Here is a 19,086-nt window from a genome sequence, read left to right on the forward strand (position 1 = left end):
GCTGACTCTAAACATGCAGACGGCGCTTTATTTGGAGCACTTTCTGGCAGTAGAAAACGAGGAGCTTCCAACTTAAATAGCCGCCCAGCATGCAGGCCAGACCCAAGACCAGGATGATTAGAAGTTCCACATGCGGGTTCAATACACCAGCGACCCCAATATTTTGGAAGAGATACTCGTAAGGCAAATGGAAGACGACAGTTCCCCACTTTGCTAAGCCCAAAATGACAGACAAGGCTCCAGAGAGGAGGAAAGTCGGCGCAAAGACGATCAAGGTCGGTAAAACAATGAGGCCAGAGAGAGCCACCCCACTGTAGAAAGCGAGGGCGCGGAAAAAATACTGACGGGGTGGGCTGCCTTCCCAAGGCTGCTCACCTAAGTAACCTTTGGCCATTTCGGCTGGTGAACCGAGGCGCTGTAAAATTTCGGCAGGGGCTTTCCCGTCGGCTTCCATATCCAGCATGGAACTTTTAATTTCTTTGATAATATCGGTGCGCTCCGAGAGGGGCAAGCGGTGGAGGTAATCATTCACCGCCTGTAAATAAGCTTCTAATTCTTGTTCCATTGGGTCTCTCCTTCTAAAGCTTTGACGACGAGCTGTAATTTCTGCCATTGCTTGCTTAAAGCCTGCAGGTATTTATTGCCCGCCTTGGTAAGTTCGTAATACTTCCGCGGTGGTAAGCCCTCCGTGGTGGCCTGCCACTTGGCCGTTAGAAGCCCTTCCTTGGCCAAACGCCGGAGTAGGGGGTAAATCGTGCTTTCCTTCGTTTGGATCAGGGGATAAGCCTCTAGCGTCTGCAGGAGGTCATAGCCGTAATACGGCCGTTTCCTGATCAATAGTAAAACACAATATTCTAGGGTGCCGCGCATCATTTGCGACTGCCACTTTTGAACGTCCATAGCTGTCCATCGCTCCCTCCTTTATTTTTCTACATACAGTGTACCACATAGTACTATAAAAGAAAAGGGTCGAAGCCAAAAATCAGTCCTGCGACCGATTTTACTCAAAATAAAAAAGCAAGTCTCATACCTGCTTTTCAGTGTTAAGCCTGCCGGGCAAGGAGATGATCGAGAATTTCTTGTACCTGCTGGTAGCTTTTCTTCCCCAAGCGGTCAACAATTTCAAAAGGGCGCTCCCGCAAGTCCACCGTTCGGATCTGGGCGCAATCAATCACGCCGTTGACCTGGTCTTCTTGCGTATGGCAGGCCACATCGGTCGGGTATTTTTCCTCCCGGCAAGTGATGGGGAGGAGCCAGGCAAAATGCGTCCGCTGGTTGAAGCTCTCGTGGCTCAATACCAAGCACGGACGTTTGCTGCCCTTCTCCATCCCTAAAGTCGGGTTCAAATCAATGATGATAATATCCCCCTGCGCTACCATAATTCTCTCTCCGAGCCTTCGCCCCAGTCCATTTCACTGAGATCCTCATAGTCGCCACCCTGATCGAAGAAAGTCAGCCAGCGCTGTTCAAATGATGTATATTTCTTACTGATACGAATCTCCCCTTCCCGGCTGGTTAAGGTCACCCGGTCGCCAACCGCTAAATCAGCATCACGAAGGAGGGCTTGCTTCAGGTCCACACTCGGTTTTTCCTTGGATTGATAGATGCTTGTTTCTTCGCATTTCATCGTCATCACGCCTCCTATCTTCAGTATAGAAGAAGAACAGCATGAAGTAAAGTAAGGATACGAACCACCGACCGCCCCCACCGAGTTGACTCCTTTAGGGTGGTTCTGACCTTAGTCAGGTTCACCCTAAAGAGTAACGCAGGTGCAGGGGCAGGTGGTGAGTTCAACTGTAGGATACGAATCCACCGCTTGCCCCCGCTGAGTCGCCGATTAGCTGAGTCGCGAATCCAACTTAAAAGCAGCCACTACCGGGACGTCACTTCGAAGTTCAAATAACGTAGGCGGTAGGAAGGGAAGGCCGATCAACTGATAAATAAGCTGAAATGACCTCATAACGTCTATTTTCAATACTTAAAGACCTTATCTCTTTTATTTTTTCGATAATCGAACCTAACTTTACACTTAGTAAATTGAGAACCTAGCCTGGCTGCTGGTAAATTGGCACACCAGCAGCTCACCGGGGATGGCTAAAACGTTTTGTTGTTGACAAATCAATAATTTAAGCGCATACTTAAGTCGATTATAAAAGGCATACATGAAAGAATAGGCAAGTATGTGGAGGCAAATTTTAGCTGAGGGGGGCTGGATATGGAGACTTTACTAACGACTTATCGGGGCCAGCAGGCGGATTTAATCACGCCGGGGTCCATTGCGGTGGTGGATGCCAAGGGGCAGCTGGTCAAAGCTTGGGGAGACCCGGAGGAGGTGGCTTTTCCGCGGTCCAGCTGTAAATTATTGCAGTTGCTGGCGGCTTTGCGCTTAGATATTCACTACCGCTATAACTTTACCTGGCCGGAATTGGCCTTGATGTGTGGCTCGCACACGGGGGAACCCTACCATATCCAGCGCATTTTAGGCCTGCTGGAGAAATTAGGCCTTGAGGAGTCGGACCTGCAATGCGGGGCGCACTATCCCTTAGACAAAAGAACGCGCCAGGCCATGCAGGCGCGGGGGGAAAAACCGCGTGCCGTGCATAATAACTGCAGTGGCAAGCACTGTGCCATGCTAGCCAGTGCCAAAGTATTGGGCGCAGATTTGAGCACGTACCAGCTGCCGGATCATCCCGTCCAGCGCAATATCACGCAGACCATTTCTGAAATCTGTGACTTGCCGACGAGTGAGATGAAATTCGCTGTGGATGGCTGTGGGGTGCCGGTGCACGCCTTGCCGCTCAAGGCTTTTGCTTATGGTATGGCGCGTTTTGCTAGGCCAAAAACCCTGCCGAATGACTTGGCCAAGCACGCCCAGCTCATCACCCAAGCCCTGATTGAGCAGCCTTTTTATGCTTCGGGGACGAATCGCTTGGAGCGGCACATCATCCGCCGTTTTCCGGGGGAAGTCATCGTTAAATCTGGCGCCAATGGCTATTTTGCCGGCTACTTACCCAAGCTAGGCCTCGGCTTTGCCCTGAAAACTTACGATGGCTTAAATGGCCCGCGTGATATTATTTTACTGGAGCTTTTATGGCGCTTAGGCCTCATCAAACGGAAAAGGGATTATGCGGCCTTACTCGAATATACGCCCAAAATCATCAAAAATCGCCGGGGCGAAATTGTCGGCCAGCGGCTCTGCAATTTATAACTGGCTTTTAAAGCTTAAATATCGAATTGATATTCCGTATTTAAGCTTTTTTCTTCTTGAGTATTTTTGAAAATACGTCCTTTCATGCTATACTTATCCAGTGTTAGTTACTATTAATAAGCAAATAAGGGAGGATCGTATGAAAACTAAGTGGAGGCCAAGCGGTTTAATCATTCTTGGGCTATGCCTTGTCGCTTTTATTTTTGCGGGTTGCCAAGGTAATAATGCTTCTAAATCGAGTTCAAGCGCTACTTCTAAAAATGGCGAAGTTAAGAAGGAAGAAAAGGCCTCATCAAAGGTTTCTAAGGCAAAAATCGCGCAATGGACTGATTTCGAAGAAGCTGACGAAGATGAAGTGCAGGCTATTCTTGAGGGTAGGGACGAGAAAACGAAGCTGGTTGATACTAGGCCTCAGGAAAATTTTTCCGGCTGGGCTTTGGAGGGTGCCAAACAAGGTGGGCATTTAAAAAATGCGAAATTATTTTCTGCCCGGTGGCTAGATTGTGATCTACAAAATCCAGAGGTGGAACGGGAGGCTTATTTAAAACGGGCCATTGAGACCCAGAATTTAAGCAAAGATCAGAGCTTGATTTTCTATGATTATACGGGAGAAACTGTTCCTCAGGTGGCTGGATATTTCAAGGATAAAGGCTACGAACAGATCAAAATTTTCCGGGCCAACAAACTCATTGATGAAGGCGATAATGTCCAGGCCTATGCCAATCATAAAATGTTTCTACCTCCTGAAATTGTGAAGGAAATTTCCGATGTCAAAAAAGGGCTTAGAATTGCTTTAAGCCCTGAAGCCCAGGAAATTACAGGCGGGAATATTGAAGACGTGATCCTAGTGGATGTGGGCTGGGGGAATGTCCATGAATCTTCCTACTTCAAAACAGGGCATGTCCCAGGCGCCATGCACATGAACAGTGACCTCTATGAAAGGCCACGCGTTTACGTGCCAGAAAAGCGTTCGGCCTATGCAAAAGAATGGCGTCTTATTTCCTTAGAGGAATTTAGAGATGAAGTCTGCACCCAATATGGCATTACCCAAAATTCTAAAGTTATTTTGACCGGGACGGAAGGTCCACCCCAAGCTAGATTAGGCTTTATGTTACGTAGCCTAGGTGTTGAAGTTTACGCTATGACCGGTAATCTTATTGCTTGGCAATATAACGATTACCCTCTTGATACTGACGAAGATAGTTTGGTTGAACCCAAGCCAGTTGCTTCCTTTGGCTCAGCAAGTATTGCTAAACCTGATGAAATCATCTGGACCGAGGAAATGAAGCAAATATTGCATGGTGAAAAACCAGGTCAAATTGTCGATAATCGTCGTAAAGCTGAGCGTGAAGGCAAAAGTACCGGCTATCCTTACCATGATTTGGCGGGTTATATTGAAGGGACTTTATGGGCACCTTATGACGATGAGAAGGAAGGCCTGCATTTCGAACATGTGGATCAAACACCGCGCACCCGTGAAGAAATTGAAAGTATTTTTGCCAAGCATGATATTGAGCCCAACTTACTGACAGCTTTCTTCTGCGGTGACAGTTGGGCAGCTGCCCGCATTGCTTATATCTGCCAGGCCAATGACTTAACCCAGGTCAAGCAGTGGGGTAGGGGTTGGATTCCTTGGTCAAATACCGGAGAAACTTTTACTGATCATAAAGGTCGGAAGATCCATTACGATAAGCACCGGGATACCTTGCTTGATGAAAATGGGAAGGACGTTTCTGATGGCGTCAATCAATTAGCTGATAAGGACGAAAAGTAACGATTATTCTCACCCATAAGTGATTCGTTTAGCGTGACGATCGCTTATGGTTTTTTAATTTTCCTTTACATCCCTCCTGCCCAAGCCCAGCCGTTTAAAAAAATTCTCTTAGGCAAAGCTTAAGCGAGTTTTAAAATGGCGCTTTCCTTTACCCAATTTTTTCAGAAAACTAACGCCTTGAAATTGGTGTAAGCAATCGGTAAAGTCGCCCAAAAATAAGGCGCTGCTCTCTATAATAAAAGTGTTCGTACACTTGGATTTTGGAAAGGAAAGCGTATGGTAGGAAAAAACAATCATGAGGTTAAAAAGCGGCAACTGGCTCCCCAGACTAAGCGTTTCGGCTTGCGTAAAATTGGCCTGACGGTTACTTCGGTCTTAGTAGGAACCTTGCTTTTAGGGGTAGAAACGAGCACGACTGCGGCCGCTGCAGAAGTGGAAACAGCCCCCGAAAAAGCCACGGTCACCATTGAAGCGGACGAAACTGACGCCGCGGCAGATATTGTTCCTCTAGAAGAAGACGATGCCGTGCGGGCAGCGGCAGAAGCAAACACCACGGAAGCCTTGGAGGCAGAGGCCGACAAATTAGCGGTGAGCGACTTGAAGCCAGGTGCGGGCGAAGAAGCTGACCCGAGTGATCTTTCTTTAGAAGCGCACATTGATGGCTTAACCGATCAGGAATTGACGGCTATTTTTAAGGAAGGTTATCACCTGACCGCTGAAGATGAGGAGGTCGCTTTTGCCCAAGGAACGGTGAATGATGCCCTAGACCTAGAGCGGGAAGAGGCAAAAGCCTTTACAAAACAGGAAGTCGAAGCCTTGGCGGATCCTGATGGCGAAGGCGTCACCGTTACCTCACAGGCAGGCCTGCCTTACCAAATCTTTACCGTTGCTGTGCCCAAGGATCTAGGTGAAGGCGCGAAAGTGCGCGTGAACTGGGCCGGAGCTGCCAACGGGGATGCCCAAGTGCGTCTTTATGCCTTGAACCAGGGGAAGAAGCAGTGGGAGGAAATTGCCAAGCACACCACCCAGGCGGGCCAACAGGAGGCCTTTACCCTCACCGGACTCATCAAGGCGGAAGATTTTGAAGTGGACGGGAAGATCACTTTACTCGTCCAGCACTCGCTTGGCTATGCGGCGCCCAATCCCACCGGCCGGGACAGCCAGATCACGCCCAACCACCCCGACGACCGGCCGCGTGACCAGTATGATTTCACCTTTGCCTGGGAAACCGATACGCAGTTCTACAATGAGCAGTATTTCAAACACCAAGTCAAATTGCATGATTTCCTCCTCAACCAGCGGGAGAACATGAATATTCAATACATGATCCACTCCGGCGACATCGTCAACAAGCCCGACCAAGCGTATCAATGGATCAACGCTGACGGGCAGTACCAACGGCTCGATGACGCCCATTTCCCTTACGGCATTTTAGCTGGGAACCATGACGTGCGCATTTACGACAATGATTACACCACGTACGGAGAATATTTCGGCGAGGACCGCTACCAAAACAACCCCTGGTACGGCGGCAGCTACGCCAACAATCGCGGCCACTACGACCTCTTATCCTCCAATGGCCTGGATTTCCTCGTCCTCTACATGGGCTGGGATGTGAAAGAAGATCAGATCCAGTGGCTGAACCAAGTCTTAGCCCAGCACCCAGATCGGGAAGCCATTCTCGTCTTCCACGAATTTCTCTCTCCCGATGGCAGCTTGACTGAGCAGCCCCAGCAGATCATGGACCAAGTCGTCGCCAAGAATCCGAACGTTAAACTCGTCTTGGGCGGCCACCACACCGGCGCCCTCACCGAAACCACCGATTTTGACGATGACGGCGACGGCAAGGCAGATCGCACCGTCACGTCCATGCTGTTTGACTACCAATACCTAAATGATGATAAGGATAAATCCGAAGGGGGCTTTGGCTACTTGCGCCTCCTGCACTTCGACCACAAAAACCAGCAACTCGTCGTGCGCACCTATTCCGATTCCCTGAAGGATTACAATGCTGATGATCCTCAATTTGCGGACGCTGACGGCAACCTGCTCGCCCACCAGGATTTCGTCGTACCTTACGCCCAGCTCGGCTTCAAGCCGCAGGTGAAAATGTTAACGACCGACCAATTCTCAGTCGATATTCTCACCGATAAAACCCTCGGCGAAGTGAACGGCCTTCACACTGGTGACGTTGCTAAAATTAAGGCCCAAACCACCGAGCGCGGCCAGTGGGGCTGGTACGTGCATTTGACGGACCATGCCGGCCAAAAATACGACTCCCCCGTGCAAAAGGTCACCTTGGTTGCTAAGGATGATGACGAAGAAGCAGGCAACCAGACGTCAGAGGAAGATAAACCCGAGACAGAGAAGCCTGAAGTTGATCAGCCGGAAACCGAGAAGCCAGAAACTGAAAAGCCAGAAACTGAAAAGCCAGAAACTGAAAAGCCTGAACAAGGTCAGCCAGAAGGCGAAAAACCCAACACCGGAGAAGCCGAGGCTGATGGGGAAAAACCGGCACAGGGAAGCGTGGAAGCTGGCAAAACTGAACCAGGGACCAGTGAGCGACCCACGGACGGGAAAACAGAAAGTCATCCAGCAGGGCACGCTGCCGAAGCTCCTAAAAATAATGGGGAAAAACGACTCCCCCAAACCAGTGTCAGCAGCGCTTTGTCTTTAGGTCTAGCCAGTTTATTGTCCGGCTTGGTGTTTAGTGTGCGGGGCTTGAAGGAGAAAGAGCGGAAGTAGAAATTAGGAGAAGTTATAGGAAGAAGGCTGCCGAAAGGTGGCCTTTTTGCTTGCCTGCCCGCTTTTACGACGGATATTTTCTTGGCGTCCCTTTTCGGTGGGGGCCTGACGGGCTTGGCATGGCCTTGGTCTTCCGGGCAGACGCCAGCTCCGGGGGGACTTCCGTGCTCATTAAAATTATCGGCAAGTACGCCCTGATTTCCTATGGGGTCGCCAGCATGCAGGTGGACGGCTCGATTGTGCTCTTGGCCCTCTTCTTTTCAATCCCGACATCATGCTCTACTCCCTCTTGTCCGTCTTGGCCGTGGCCATTGATGTGGCGAAAATTGCCGGAAAGAGGAATCTGCAAGTGTTTATCATCTCGGAACGCTGTGACGTCCTAGCGGAAAATATTATTATTGCCTTAAATCGCTCGGTCACCCTCCTCGATGGGGAAGGCGACTATTCCAAACAGGAGCGGAAGGTTTTAATGATTGTAGTCGCTAGCCAGCAATATAATTTACTGGCCAAAACTATTCATGACACCGCTCTCTATGCCTTCTTCGTGGTCGGCAATACCAAGGAGGTTCAAGGCCGGGGCTTCACCATGGAGAAAAGCAAGCGTGGCAAAAATCCCCCCAATGGTTGAAGCGCCGCCTAGAACAATAAGGCCGGCTTAGGGGAGGAGCAACGGTTAAGCACTTCACTCAGGCGATGGCAGTTTGCCATGGCCTTTTTCCTTGCTAGTTAAGGATAATAGTCTGCTTAATGGCTTTTCTAAGCAGGCTTTTGCTTTTCCTTTTTAGGGGTCATGGTATAATGAAAGCGCCAAAACATTGCGAAAGGAAGGATTCGATGAAAAAATGGGGACTGCCCCTCTTGTTATTAGGGGCCTGCTTAATCGGCTGCCAGGAGACTCAACCAACAACTGACGGTGGACAGGCAGAAACAGAAATTGCTGATCACGCCTCCCAGACGGCTCAAACTGACCAAGACGCTAACTCAGCCGCTACTTCCGAAAAAAATCCTGAGCCGGAAAAAACCAGCCAGCCTACAGAGGAAGGAGAGGCAAACGCCTTGTGGACGCCCGCGAAGGAAGCGGCCTTAGCTGATTTTATGGGCAAGTGGGCGCAGGAGATGGGGGAGAAGGTGGAGCAGGGCCAAGTCGACGCACCGGCTAATTTCTATGGCCTAAAAGCGCCCAACGACTTATTCAAGCCAGAGCGTCTGGTGCCCGCTGCCGAACCGGAGACCTTTCGCCAGCTGGATCCCACCGATGAGCGGCTGCAGCCTTTGGACTTGGTGTGGTCAAGGGATGGCCTGGAATTGGGGAAAAATCGCCTCTTGGCTACCTATGTGGCCACTAAGCCTTATCAAGGAGAGGGCGAGGCCTTGGAGGAAATTTACCTCTATCTGTTTATCTTAGATACTAAGGATCTCCCCCATGTGCTGGTGACTGCCCAGTCCCAGGGTGGCTATCCCCATGATTATTTGCTGTTTTATGAGACGGAAAATACGGCCTTGCACGAGGAATTTGTGAGCCTCTTCACTAAGGTGAGGGAGGGTGAGTAGAGGTCGGCTAGGATCGACTTTATTGGTGTAAAATGAAGCAAAAGAGAGGGCATAGCCGGCGGAAATTCTTCTCCCGCCGGCTGTTTGGGGTGGCGAGCAAGCGTGAGGCTCCCCAAAGTTGGTACCGCCGTTTAGCTCCATACTCGAATCGCTCTTTATTGCCTGTAGCCTAAGGGTATAAGGCCTTGCCTATTAAAATCAGCGCTATTGTGCTAGGATAAATGGGAATAAGGTGAGGAGCGAGAAGATGGGTGCAGAGATTTTTTTCAAAATGACTTTATTAGACGGTAAGCCTTCAGGCGCCATCCAATGCACGAAAGGCAATCATGGTTTGCTGCAAATTTATAAGGTGCCTAGGAGTGATTTAATAAGGCATAGACAGCTTTCAGCCTTAAAGCAAAGTGGCATTTATTTTTTATTTGGGATAAATCATTTAGGTGAACCGAGTGTTTATATTGGTCAGGCTAGCGTCCGTAAAAATGAAGAAGGTCTGCTATTACGTGTTAATGAGCATCATCGCAAGAATGATTTTGCTTTTGTGGATGCGGTGATGATGACTACAGCACTGGATAGCTTGGGGCGAACGGAGTTAAGTTACCTCGAACTTGTTTTTTATTTGGCCGCTAAAAAGGCAAAAAGATTTAATCTTTGGAATCGAGTTGAACCAGCAGGAACCAATATTTTAAAAAGTGATGAAATTGAAATGCAGGGTCTGATAAGGGATATTAAGATGGCCTTGGAACTCTTGGGCTATCCACTCTGTAGACCTAAAACAATGGAAGCCTCCACGCCTTCCCTATCTAAATTACCACCTGAGGAGTCTGAAGAAGTTCGCTTATACTATCGTCAATATAATAAACGAGAGCAAAGATACTTAGAGGCGGCATGTGTGCTGAAAGATGGACTTTTTATATTAAAGAAAGAGAGTCGCTGAGCCTTGAAACTCAAAGAATCGCTGTGGAAAAGTCTAAGAAAGAAGCGGGAACAATATCAAAAGCAAGGGCTCATTCGTAATGGTGTGCTACAGGAAAATGTGATTTTTAATAGTGCCAGTGCGGCTGCGGCTTTTGTCATCGGAAGAAGTGCCAATGGGAAGAAGTTTTGGTGTAATAAGGAAGGGATGAGCTTAAAGGAGTTAGAGAAACGTGCGCAATTCGATAAGGAATCAGATGTTAAAGGGAGCGAGTTAAAGCTCTTCTTGACGAGACGTGTTAGAAAAATAGGGAAAATCACAGCGCAGTGTAGGCGAACTGGGGAAGGTTTTGTGCTATTGCCAGGAAGTCGAGTTTCGCACTATAGTGCCCCTCATCTATCAACTTCTCTGATCCAATGGCGCGAGCAAATGTTTAAAACAGGAAAAATAGATCAAGCGGGCCAGCTACTTGAAGAAGTTATTTTCGCGAGTGCGAGTCAAGCGGCCATGTTTGTTCTAGGAATGAGTGCAAATGGCCGTCAGTTATGGCGGGACGATAAGGGTCAAACCTTGAAAATCATTGAAGAAAAAGAAGCCCAAAGAATTAAGGACAGCCAGCAAGAGTGATGGGCTGCCAGCAAAAAAACCGACGCTCCTGCATCGGTTTTTTATTTTAGTTCTTACCCTAAATATTCGACTTGCTTCTCCTCATTATAGACGTCGCGGTCTAGTTCCCCAAGCTTATTGGCGACGAGCATGCCGATGAGGACGTCCACATCGACATTCATGAGGGTTCTAAACATCCCCGCAAACCAGTCGATGCCGATCAAAATGGCCAGGCTTTCCAAGGGCAGGCCGAGGGACTGAGCGAGGAAGGTGTAGACAATGAGCGACCCCCCAGGGACGGAGATGGTGCCTAGGCACATGAGGGTAGAGAGGAAGATAGCCATGCCCATTTGGTAGGCGGAGAGCTGGATGCCGGTGGATTGGGCCATGAAGAAAATAGCGGCCACATAGCATTGGACGGCTCCCGTGCTGTTCATGGTCATGGTGATTGGCCCGGTAAAGTCAGCGACGGAGCGGCTAATGCCGAATTTCTCCACCATATCCTCCATTTTAGTAGGCAGGCAAACGGCTCCCGAAGTGGTGGTGAGTGCCATAATAGACATTTTCAAAAACTTCTTCGGCATTTTGAGGGGATTTACCCGGGTGAGGCTGGCAGTTAGCGGAATATAGAGCAGAAATTGGATGATATTGCCAAGCAAAAGCAAGCCCAGAAATTTGAGCATGGGGCCGATGACAGCAAAGCCCACCGTGCCCGCCACATCGGCCAGGAGGCAGAAGATGCCGATGGGAGCGAAATTCATAACCATTTTAATAATTTCGGTGATGATGCCATTGGCTTGCTTGATGACATCAATGACGGCATGCTGGCCGGTTTCCTTGGCGTAGCGTCCCATGGCCAGGCCAAAGAAGAGGGAGAAGACGATGGCGGGGACCATTTGCCCTTCTGCCATGGCTTCAAAAATATTGGTGGGGACAAAGTTCAAAAGAGTTTCCTGAATGGAGGTTTGGCCGACTTCGACCTTGTCCACGGCGGCGCCACCTAGCACATTGATGCCGACGCCAGGCTGGATCAATATGGAGAGGCCCATGCCCAAAAGTGCCGCAAAAATCGTGAAGGTGAGGATCCATTTGAAGGTATGCAGGCCCATTTTACCGACGTTTTGCTGGTTGTCCCCACCGACCGCACTGGCAATGGAGGTCATAACGAGGGCAACCACGGACATTTGAATGAGGCGGAGGAAAATATCGCCGATAAACTTGATATGGCCGGCCCAATCGCTGACTAGGGCACCGAAAATAATGCCGCCAAGGGTTGCGATGAGAATTTGCGTGGTGAGTGACAGTTTCCAAGGCTTAAGAATAGCAGTCATGGCTGGTTCCTTTCTGAGTGGGGTGGCAAAGGTTACAAAGTGAAATGATCAGTCTAAGCCGGGGTTAACCTCCTTTGGCTAAACGGTTACAGGTTTTATCATCTTATAATGTACGGGATTTTTACAGGAATTGCATTGTTAAAATTGACTAATTGCGCGTTATTTTTTAGCATTGCTGAACAAAATCGTTCTAGGGCAGCCGGCGTTTTAAAAGGGAAAATACCCTTGTTATTTAAAACCTAAGAAGCCCCTGTGAAAAACCTAAGGAAGAGTCGTGAGCCCTCTTTCAATCCTCATGGGCTGCTTTTTAGACTTTCACGGAATTCTTATGGCTTAGGCCTTCCACTTTTTTTATTTTGGAGTACAATAGGCATGGACGCATCGCTACCAGCGTTTGCTTTTTTCGCAGGCTGGCAGGGTGCAAAAATATTTTAGGAGGCATGAAGACCTTGGAATTGGGAGCCATGAGGCGCCAGGCAAAACAGTGGGCGCGTGACGGGGCGTATGTATTCATTGGGATTTTATTTATTGTGATTGCCTACCAGTGTTTTCTCCTGCCCAACGGTATTGTGGCAGGTGGTATTGGGGGCTTGAGTACGATTGCCAACCATGCCTTTGGTTGGACACCGGCGATTGTGATTTACGGTTTGAGTATTCCCCTACTGATTTTGTGCCGGATTTTTTTGGGGAAGGGTCCTTTCTATAAGACGGTGGCGGGCACCTTCCTGAATCCGACTTTAGTAGGGATCTTGAGTTTTTTACCCGCCTTTACGACGGATGTTTTCCTGGCTTCGATTTTTGGCGGCGGCCTGACAGGCTTGGGCGTGGCCTTGGTCTTTCGGGCGGATGCGAGTTCTGGGGGGACCTCCGTCCTCGTTAAAATCATTGGCAAGTACACGCCGATTTCCTATGGGGTCGCCAGCATGCTGGTGGACGGGTCGATTGTGCTTTTGGCGCTTTTTTTCTTCAACCCGGATATCATGCTCTACTCCCTCCTGTCGGTGTTAGCCATGGCGGTGGCCATTGATGCAGCGAAAATTGCCGGGAAAAGAAATCTGCAAGTCTTCATCATCTCGGAGCGCTGCGAGGAATTGTCTGAGCGCATTATTCTGGAATTGGACCGCTCTGTTACCTTATTAGACGGGGAGGGAGGTTACTCCAAGCAAGCTCGGAAAGTGCTCATGATTGTGGTCGATAGCCAGCAATACAACTTACTGGCGCAAACGATTCACCAAACCGATCCCTATGCTTTCTACGTGGTTGGTAATGCCAAGGAAGTGCAAGGGCGGGGCTTTACGATGAAGAAGAGCGAGCGCGGCAAGAATCCCCCCAAATGGTTGAAGCGCCGCTTAGAAGAATAAGGCAAGGAGCGAGGTTTAGCCTCGCTTTTTTATTTGCTTGCTAAAAGCTCTACCTGAAGCCGAAATTATAAGGGCTTTCTTTCCCAAGAAAAAGTCCAGTGGAAGCCTTTTATTGTGAACGTTTTTAGGCTACAATGGAAGTGTTGATATTTCGTTGTCCTTGTTTGTTGAGGTCAGGAGAGGAGTAGTTTATGGTAAGGCAAATGACCAAAAGAGAGCGTTGGCGGGGCTGGGCCAAGGATATTGGCCTGGTGGTATTGGGGATCTTGCTGATTGATTTAGCTTTGCAATTATATTTAGTGCCCAATGAGATTGTCGCAGGTGGTGTTGGTGGGATTGGAACGGTTTGCTACCATGTTTTTGGCTGGTCGCCGGCCCTAGTGATTTATGGCTTAAATATTCCTTTGCTGGTCTTATGCTGGCTGGCCCTGGGGAAGGAGGCCTTCTACAAAACGGTGTTGGGGAGTATTCTCTTTCCGACTTTTTTAGGCATGTTAAGTTTCCTGCCCCAAGCGACGGAAGATTTATTTTTAGCCTCGGTTTTTGGCGGCATGCTGACGGGGGCGGGCGTAGGCTTGATTTTCCGGGCCAATGCTTCGGCTGGCGGGACGGCGATTCCGGCGCAAATTATTGGGGAGTACACGCCTTTGAGTTTTGGGACTGCGACACTCATTTGTGACGGTTCCATCGTTTTCCTGGCCCTTTTGGTTTTCACGCCGGACATTACGATGTATTCGCTTTTGGCTGTGATTGCCATGGCCGTGACGGTTGATATGGTGAAAATTGGCGGAGAGCGGAACCTGCAAATTTTTGTCGTCTCGGAAAAGTGCGAGCTCATTGCCGAACGCATCATTAAGGACCTGCAAAAATCCGTCACCCTTTTGGACGGGGAGGGCGGCTATTCCAAGCAAAAACGCCGGGTGCTCCTCGTCGTGACCGGCAGCCGGCACTACAATGCCTTGGCGCGGCTGATTAAAATGACGGATCCGAATGCCTTCTTCGTGGTGGCCAATGCCCGGGAAGTCCAAGGGCGCCATTATGCGGAATTTGAGGATCGGGTTTTGGCGCGCCAGGAGGAAGTCTTTGACCAAAGCGAAGATTGACTTTGCCCAGTCCTTGGACTGGGTATTTTTGCCCTTGAATAAAAATGATCAAGTCAGACTTTTGTGCTTTTTTACACAAGCTTGAGGATTGACTTATGAACCCGTTTTCGCTAATATGAAAGCGTAAGCATAAAAACGCTTCGGTTAAGGGGGTGGGTAAAGCGACTGGAAATTGGACGAGTGTTAGCAATGTTAGAAAAAGAGGTGAATCCGATGAAAAAGAAGAACTGGCTGTTCCTCGGAGTGGCGTTTATCGTTTTTTTGCTGCTCTGCTTCTTGCCAACCCCGGCCGGCCTGACCTTACCGGGCCAGCGAGCTTTAGCGCTTTTTGCCTTTGCCATTATCCTCTGGATCACAGAAGCGGTCTCCTACACGGTCTCAGCCGCTTTGCTGGTGGGTCTCGCTGCCTTAGCCCTGGGCTTTGCGCCCAATCCCGACGCTCCCGGGGAACTCTTGGGAACGGGCGGCGCCTTGCGTTTGGCCTTGGGGGGCTTTGCGACGCCGGCCTTGGCCTTGGTTGCCGGGGCACTCTTCATTGCGGCAGCGATGAAGATTACGGGCCTGCACAAGCGCTTAGCCTTAAATGTCATGGCCCGGATTGGCACGCGGCCTAGTAACTTAGTCTTGGGGATCATTATTGTGAGTACAATTCTGGCCTTTTTCGTACCGTCAGCGACGGCGCGGGCGGGAGCGATTGTGCCGATCATTATGGGGATTGTGCAAGCATTAAATTTGAAGAAGGACTCCAAGCTTTCGGCCTTGCTCTTAATTACGGCCATCCTATCGATTTCCTTTTGGAATATTGGGATTCGGACGGCGGCTGCCCAAAACCAAGTGGCCATTGGCTTTATTCAGGAGACCATGCATTTGGATGTCACGTGGATTGACTGGCTCATTTATGCGGGCCCCTGGGCAGTGCTCATGAATTTGCTCTTGTGGTTTTTAGCCCCCCGCTTCTTCAAAGTGGAGGATATTCCCGACCAGGCTGGGGCTGCGATTCAAAGTCAGCTGGAGGAACTCGGTCCCATGCGGGCAGAGGAGAAAAAATTAGCCCTCTATTCCGTCATCCTCCTCCTCTTTTGGAGTACGGAAGGGCTTCTCCATAGTGTGGACGCGACGACGATTACCCTGGTGGTTTTCTCCATCATGCTCTTGCCCAAACTGGGTGTTTTCAGCTGGCAGGACGTGCAGGAAGGGACAGCCTGGGGGACCTTGGTGGTCTTTGCCGTGGGGATTTCTCTCGGGACGATCCTCTTAAATACAGGCGGGGCGGCCTGGCTGGCGGATGCGACGCTGGGACATTTGGGCCTGGAGCGTTTGCCGCTTGTTTTGGTCATTGCGCTCTTGTCCTTGATGAATATTTTAATTCACTTGGGCTTTGCCTCGGCCACGTCCCTGGCGTCGGCTTTTATTCCAATTGTGATTTCTTTGATGGGGACTTTGAATTACTCCCCAGATACGGCTTTGGGGATGGTCTTGATTCAGCAATTTGTGATTTCCTTTGGCTTTATTCTGCCGGTATCGGCGCCGCAAAATATGCTGGCTTATGGGACAGGAGGTTATACAGCGCAAGAATTGATGAAGATCGGGCTGCCGGTCACGGTGATCGGCTACCTCTTAATTTTGGTGATGGCAGTGGTGTACTGGCCTCTGGTAGGCTTGCTTTAAAAAATAGGAAGGAAGAGAATTGATGGTTGATAAGACACACGCCCAATGGTGGGCATTTGATGGCCATAATGTCGATTATTTACTGGCGGAGTACGATCGTTACCTGGAGGACGAGCAGGCGGTGGAGCCGAGTTTAGTCCCTATTTTTCGGGTCTGGCAAGGGCTTGATGGGGCTTCGGAAGTTCAGGGTGAAGTTGCCGCTAGCCCGCTCAGTGAGCAAGCGGATGCCTGGGCTGCCGTTAAAGTTGCCCGCCTGGCGGATAATATTCGTCATTTTGGCCTCCTCGCTGCCAATATTAATCCGGTGGAAGCAGCCCCCGGCTCGAAAGCGATGGAGTTAGCCTCCTTCGACCTCGATGAGGACAGTGTGAGCAAGTTGCCGGCCGAGCTCGTTTTTCCCAACGAGCCAAACAAGTATGCCAATGCGTGGGAAGCCTTAAAAGCCTTGCGGGGCATTTATGCTTCCGATGACGGTTTGGGCTTTGAATTCACCCACTTGCCCCTCGAAGAACAAGACTGGTTCAAGGAACGCCTGGAAGGGGACTGGCTCCCAGAGGAATTCCAGGGGATTGACAAAGACCAGCTCCTGGAGGAAGTCTTCCAAGCGGAAAATTTGGAACAGTATCTCAGTCAAACCTATACGGGGCAGAAACGCTTCTCGGTAGAAGGCTTAGAAACCCTGATTCCCATGATGAATCGCATTGTCAATGCAGCGGGGGAAGATGGTTTTGAGCAGCTGAATATTGCTATGGCCCACCGGGGACGGATCAATGCCTTAGCCCATGTGTTGGACCAGCCTTATGAATGGGTGCTCTCTATGTTTGAAGGCGTCGCTTACGAGAGTGAAGAACCGAGCGCCTATGACTTATACAATACTTCCATGGATGTGAAATACCACTTGGGGGCGAATACGACGCGGACTTATGACGGCCACGAGATGAAAATTCACATGGCCAATAACCCCTCCCACTTGGAGTCGGTGGCGCCAGTTGTGAACGGTCTGACGCGGGCGGCCCAGGACAATCGCCAGGTCAAAGGCTATGCTAAGCCGGAAGTCGACCGAGCGATGGCCATTGTCGTCCACGGGGATGCTTCCGTGACCGGCCAAGGCGTGGTCGCCGAGACCTACAACTTCTCCAAGACAGAAGCCTTCAGCAATGGGGGGAGCGTCCATATCATTGCCAACAATAACATTGGCTTTACCGCTGAAAATGACGAAACACGTTCCACCCGCTTTGCTTCCGATCCGGCGAAGGGTTATGACTTGCCTGTCATTCATGTCAATGCTGATAAGCCGGAAGCCGTGCTCGTCGCTGCCCGTTTGGCCTACGACTACCGGCAGGCCTTCCATAAGGATGTCGTCTTAGACCTCTTAGGCTACCGGCGTTTGGGTCACAATGAAAATGATGAGCCGCGTTCAACCAACCCGCTGATCTATCATTTTGTGGATGAGCATCCGACAATTACGGGGGTTTACGGCCAGGATCTTATCGACCGTCAACTGATGACAGAAGACGACATCAAGGCTGTCGACAAGGCTACCTGGGCGGCCTTTGACAAAGCCCATGGGAATTTAGGGACGAAGCCACCTGCCATTACGAATTTAGAGGAATCCATTGAAAAACGCTTGATCGACTTCCCGTCTGTAGAGACCAAGGTCCCCTTAGCAGATTTGGAAAAAATTAATGAAGCCTTGCTGGACTTCCCTTCGGACTTACACGTCTTTGGCAAATTGAAGCGGATCCTTGAACGGCGGAAGAAGCCTTTTGCGGGAGAAGGAAAAGTGGATTGGGGCTTGGCGGAAGCCTTGGCCTTTGCCACGATTATCCAAGAGGGCATTGCCATCCGCCATACCGGTGAAGATGCAGAGCGGGGGACTTTCTCCCACCGTAACCTGATCATTACCGATACGGAAGATGGGCACAAGTACACGCCCATGTCCGCCATTGGGGATGGGAAAACTTCCTACAGCCTCTACAACTCTACCCTATCCGAGTACTCGGTGATGGGCTTTGAATATGGCTATGACCTGGGCACGACGAACTGCCTGGTGCTTTGGGAAGCCCAATATGGGGACTTTGCCAACCCTGGTCAGGTGATGATTGACCAATATGTATCTAGTGGTCGTAAGAAGTTCGGTGATATTTCCGGCCTCGTGCTCCTCTTGCCCCATGGCTTCGAAGGGGCAGGACCAGAACACTCCAGTGCCCGGGTAGAACGCTACTTGCAATTGTGTGCAGAAAACAACTGGACCGTTGCCAATCTTACGCGGACGTCCCAAATCTTCCACATTCTCAGACGCCAAGCGAAACTCTTGGAGGATGAAGCACTGCGGCCCTTGGTCATCATGTCACCCAAAGGCCTCCTACGGAATGAAACCATTCAATCGGACCTTGATGACTTCACCGATGGCCAATTTGAAGAGCTGATCAATACGGAATTTGAGGGGCAAAAGCCGGAGGACGTCAAAACCTTGCTCTTGGGCTCGGGACGTTTCACGGTCGATATTATGGAGGCTCTGGCCAAGGAGCCAAAGCCACATTTAGCGCTGGCCAGAATCGAACAGCTCTATCCTTTCCCACAAGAAAAACTAGCCGATGTCATTGCCTCCTATCCTAATTTGCAAGACATTGTCTGGATTCAGGAAGAACCTGAGAATCAAGGGCCTTGGGGCTATATGGCCTTGCGCTTGAGAGAGATGGCACTTGACGTACCGATCCGCCTAGTTTCTCGTCCCGCCATGGCTGCCCCAGCAGAAGGGAATGGTGCCCTACATAAGGCCACGCAGAAAGCCCTAATTCAACGGGTACTCGATTTATAGGAAGG

The 19,086-nt window shown here is 50.0% G+C and carries 18 protein-coding genes; 13 read left to right on the plus strand and 5 right to left on the minus strand.

The window, feature by feature from the left end; translation table 11 throughout:
- Nucleotides 1-7 precede the first annotated feature (7 nt).
- The 4 genes from WF803_RS05380 to WF803_RS05395 all read right to left on the minus strand — a co-directional run bounded on the left by WF803_RS05380 (nucleotide 8) and on the right by WF803_RS05395 (nucleotide 1,633).
- Entirely contained in the window at nucleotides 8-565 is a 558-nt protein-coding gene (locus WF803_RS05380; protein ID WP_489610523.1) for a DUF1700 domain-containing protein, read from the minus strand.
- Nucleotides 550-900 (minus strand): PadR family transcriptional regulator, encoded by a 351-nt coding sequence (locus WF803_RS05385; protein WP_489610524.1) that lies wholly within the window; start codon nucleotides 898-900, stop codon nucleotides 550-552. The genes WF803_RS05380 and WF803_RS05385 overlap by 16 nt, the downstream gene beginning before the upstream one ends.
- 143 nt (nucleotides 901-1,043) lie before the next feature.
- Nucleotides 1,044-1,379, minus strand: a complete 336-nt coding sequence (locus tag WF803_RS05390) for a type II toxin-antitoxin system PemK/MazF family toxin (protein WP_489610525.1) — start codon at nucleotides 1,377-1,379, stop codon at nucleotides 1,044-1,046.
- Nucleotides 1,373-1,633: an AbrB/MazE/SpoVT family DNA-binding domain-containing protein gene (locus WF803_RS05395; RefSeq protein ID WP_489610526.1), complete on the minus strand. Its 261-nt coding sequence runs from the start codon at nucleotides 1,631-1,633 to the stop codon at nucleotides 1,373-1,375. Before WF803_RS05395 ends, WF803_RS05390 begins: the two co-directional genes overlap by 7 nt.
- Nucleotides 1,634-2,215: 582 nt before the next feature.
- Here WF803_RS05395 and WF803_RS05400 point away from each other — a divergent pair.
- From WF803_RS05400 to WF803_RS05440, 9 genes are all read left to right on the plus strand, one after another.
- Nucleotides 2,216-3,208 carry an asparaginase gene (locus WF803_RS05400; RefSeq protein WP_489610527.1) on the plus strand — a complete coding sequence of 331 codons (993 nt, stop codon included), beginning with the start codon at nucleotides 2,216-2,218 and terminating at the stop codon, nucleotides 3,206-3,208.
- A 139-nt stretch (nucleotides 3,209-3,347) separates the two neighbouring features.
- A complete protein-coding gene (locus WF803_RS05405) occupies nucleotides 3,348-4,982 on the plus strand; it encodes a sulfurtransferase (protein ID WP_489610528.1) in 1,635 nt (544 codons plus the stop codon).
- Between the two features lie 276 nt (nucleotides 4,983-5,258).
- A complete protein-coding gene (locus tag WF803_RS05410; RefSeq protein WP_489610529.1) occupies nucleotides 5,259-7,727 on the plus strand; it encodes a metallophosphoesterase in 2,469 nt (822 codons plus the stop codon).
- A gap of 119 nt (nucleotides 7,728-7,846) precedes the next feature.
- The gene (locus WF803_RS05415; RefSeq protein WP_489611895.1) at nucleotides 7,847-8,110 is read left to right on the plus strand and encodes a YitT family protein; all 264 of its coding nucleotides are present in this window, start codon (nucleotides 7,847-7,849) and stop codon (nucleotides 8,108-8,110) included.
- A complete protein-coding gene (locus tag WF803_RS05420) occupies nucleotides 8,002-8,355 on the plus strand; it encodes a DUF2179 domain-containing protein (protein WP_489610530.1) in 354 nt (117 codons plus the stop codon). Before WF803_RS05415 ends, WF803_RS05420 begins: the two co-directional genes overlap by 109 nt.
- Nucleotides 8,356-8,561: 206 nt before the next feature.
- Nucleotides 8,562-9,278 (plus strand): DUF4767 domain-containing protein, encoded by a 717-nt coding sequence (locus WF803_RS05425; RefSeq protein WP_489610531.1) that lies wholly within the window; start codon nucleotides 8,562-8,564, stop codon nucleotides 9,276-9,278.
- A 32-nt stretch (nucleotides 9,279-9,310) separates the two neighbouring features.
- Entirely contained in the window at nucleotides 9,311-9,451 is a 141-nt protein-coding gene (locus WF803_RS05430; protein WP_489610532.1) for a hypothetical protein, read from the plus strand.
- Nucleotides 9,452-9,525: 74 nt separating this feature from the next.
- Nucleotides 9,526-10,212: a GIY-YIG nuclease family protein gene (locus WF803_RS05435; RefSeq protein ID WP_489610533.1), complete on the plus strand. Its 687-nt coding sequence runs from the start codon at nucleotides 9,526-9,528 to the stop codon at nucleotides 10,210-10,212.
- Nucleotides 10,213-10,215: 3 nt separating this feature from the next.
- Nucleotides 10,216-10,818, plus strand: a complete 603-nt coding sequence (locus WF803_RS05440) for a DUF4357 domain-containing protein (protein WP_489610534.1) — start codon at nucleotides 10,216-10,218, stop codon at nucleotides 10,816-10,818.
- A 53-nt stretch (nucleotides 10,819-10,871) separates the two neighbouring features.
- On the opposite strand, the gene WF803_RS05445 is transcribed toward WF803_RS05440, so the two are convergent.
- The gene (locus tag WF803_RS05445) at nucleotides 10,872-12,128 is read right to left on the minus strand and encodes a dicarboxylate/amino acid:cation symporter (protein ID WP_489610535.1); all 1,257 of its coding nucleotides are present in this window, start codon (nucleotides 12,126-12,128) and stop codon (nucleotides 10,872-10,874) included.
- 440 nt (nucleotides 12,129-12,568) lie between these two features.
- Here WF803_RS05445 and WF803_RS05450 point away from each other — a divergent pair, with 440 nt between their 5' ends.
- The 4 genes from WF803_RS05450 (at nucleotide 12,569) to WF803_RS05465 (ending at nucleotide 19,081) form a co-directional block, all read left to right on the plus strand.
- Entirely contained in the window at nucleotides 12,569-13,489 is a 921-nt protein-coding gene (locus WF803_RS05450) for a YitT family protein (RefSeq protein ID WP_489610536.1), read from the plus strand.
- Nucleotides 13,490-13,680: 191 nt separating this feature from the next.
- Nucleotides 13,681-14,592, plus strand: coding sequence for a YitT family protein (locus WF803_RS05455; protein WP_489610537.1), 912 nt, complete (start codon nucleotides 13,681-13,683; stop codon nucleotides 14,590-14,592).
- Nucleotides 14,593-14,781: 189 nt separating this feature from the next.
- The gene (locus WF803_RS05460; RefSeq protein ID WP_489610538.1) at nucleotides 14,782-16,260 is read left to right on the plus strand and encodes a DASS family sodium-coupled anion symporter; all 1,479 of its coding nucleotides are present in this window, start codon (nucleotides 14,782-14,784) and stop codon (nucleotides 16,258-16,260) included.
- Between the two features lie 22 nt (nucleotides 16,261-16,282).
- Nucleotides 16,283-19,081, plus strand: a complete 2,799-nt coding sequence (locus WF803_RS05465; RefSeq protein ID WP_489610539.1) for a 2-oxoglutarate dehydrogenase E1 component — start codon at nucleotides 16,283-16,285, stop codon at nucleotides 19,079-19,081.
- Nucleotides 19,082-19,086 lie beyond the last annotated feature (5 nt).

It is taken from the genome of Aerococcus sp. BD502, from assembly GCF_057919555.1.

What these genes read in the sequence shown, in the direction of transcription:
- WF803_RS05425 (WP_489610531.1), top strand. Translation starts at nt 8,562, where the DNA reads ATGAAAAAATGGGGACTGCCCCTCTTGTTATTAGGGGCCTGCTTAATC.
- WF803_RS05410 (WP_489610529.1), top strand. Translation starts at nt 5,259, where the DNA reads ATGGTAGGAAAAAACAATCATGAGGTTAAAAAGCGGCAACTGGCTCCC.
- WF803_RS05390 (WP_489610525.1), bottom strand. Translation starts at nt 1,379, where the DNA reads ATGGTAGCGCAGGGGGATATTATCATCATTGATTTGAACCCGACTTTA.
- WF803_RS05380 (WP_489610523.1), bottom strand. Translation starts at nt 565, where the DNA reads ATGGAACAAGAATTAGAAGCTTATTTACAGGCGGTGAATGATTACCTC.
- WF803_RS05420 (WP_489610530.1), top strand. Translation starts at nt 8,002, where the DNA reads ATGCTCTACTCCCTCTTGTCCGTCTTGGCCGTGGCCATTGATGTGGCG.
- WF803_RS05455 (WP_489610537.1), top strand. Translation starts at nt 13,681, where the DNA reads ATGGTAAGGCAAATGACCAAAAGAGAGCGTTGGCGGGGCTGGGCCAAG.
- WF803_RS05450 (WP_489610536.1), top strand. Translation starts at nt 12,569, where the DNA reads ATGAAGACCTTGGAATTGGGAGCCATGAGGCGCCAGGCAAAACAGTGG.
- WF803_RS05430 (WP_489610532.1), top strand. Translation starts at nt 9,311, where the DNA reads ATGAAGCAAAAGAGAGGGCATAGCCGGCGGAAATTCTTCTCCCGCCGG.
- WF803_RS05395 (WP_489610526.1), bottom strand. Translation starts at nt 1,633, where the DNA reads ATGACGATGAAATGCGAAGAAACAAGCATCTATCAATCCAAGGAAAAA.
- WF803_RS05465 (WP_489610539.1), top strand. Translation starts at nt 16,283, where the DNA reads ATGGTTGATAAGACACACGCCCAATGGTGGGCATTTGATGGCCATAAT.
- WF803_RS05435 (WP_489610533.1), top strand. Translation starts at nt 9,526, where the DNA reads ATGGGTGCAGAGATTTTTTTCAAAATGACTTTATTAGACGGTAAGCCT.
- WF803_RS05400 (WP_489610527.1), top strand. Translation starts at nt 2,216, where the DNA reads ATGGAGACTTTACTAACGACTTATCGGGGCCAGCAGGCGGATTTAATC.
- WF803_RS05460 (WP_489610538.1), top strand. Translation starts at nt 14,782, where the DNA reads ATGTTAGAAAAAGAGGTGAATCCGATGAAAAAGAAGAACTGGCTGTTC.
- WF803_RS05405 (WP_489610528.1), top strand. Translation starts at nt 3,348, where the DNA reads ATGAAAACTAAGTGGAGGCCAAGCGGTTTAATCATTCTTGGGCTATGC.
- WF803_RS05385 (WP_489610524.1), bottom strand. Translation starts at nt 900, where the DNA reads ATGGACGTTCAAAAGTGGCAGTCGCAAATGATGCGCGGCACCCTAGAA.
- WF803_RS05415 (WP_489611895.1), top strand. Translation starts at nt 7,847, where the DNA reads ATGGCCTTGGTCTTCCGGGCAGACGCCAGCTCCGGGGGGACTTCCGTG.
- WF803_RS05445 (WP_489610535.1), bottom strand. Translation starts at nt 12,128, where the DNA reads ATGACTGCTATTCTTAAGCCTTGGAAACTGTCACTCACCACGCAAATT.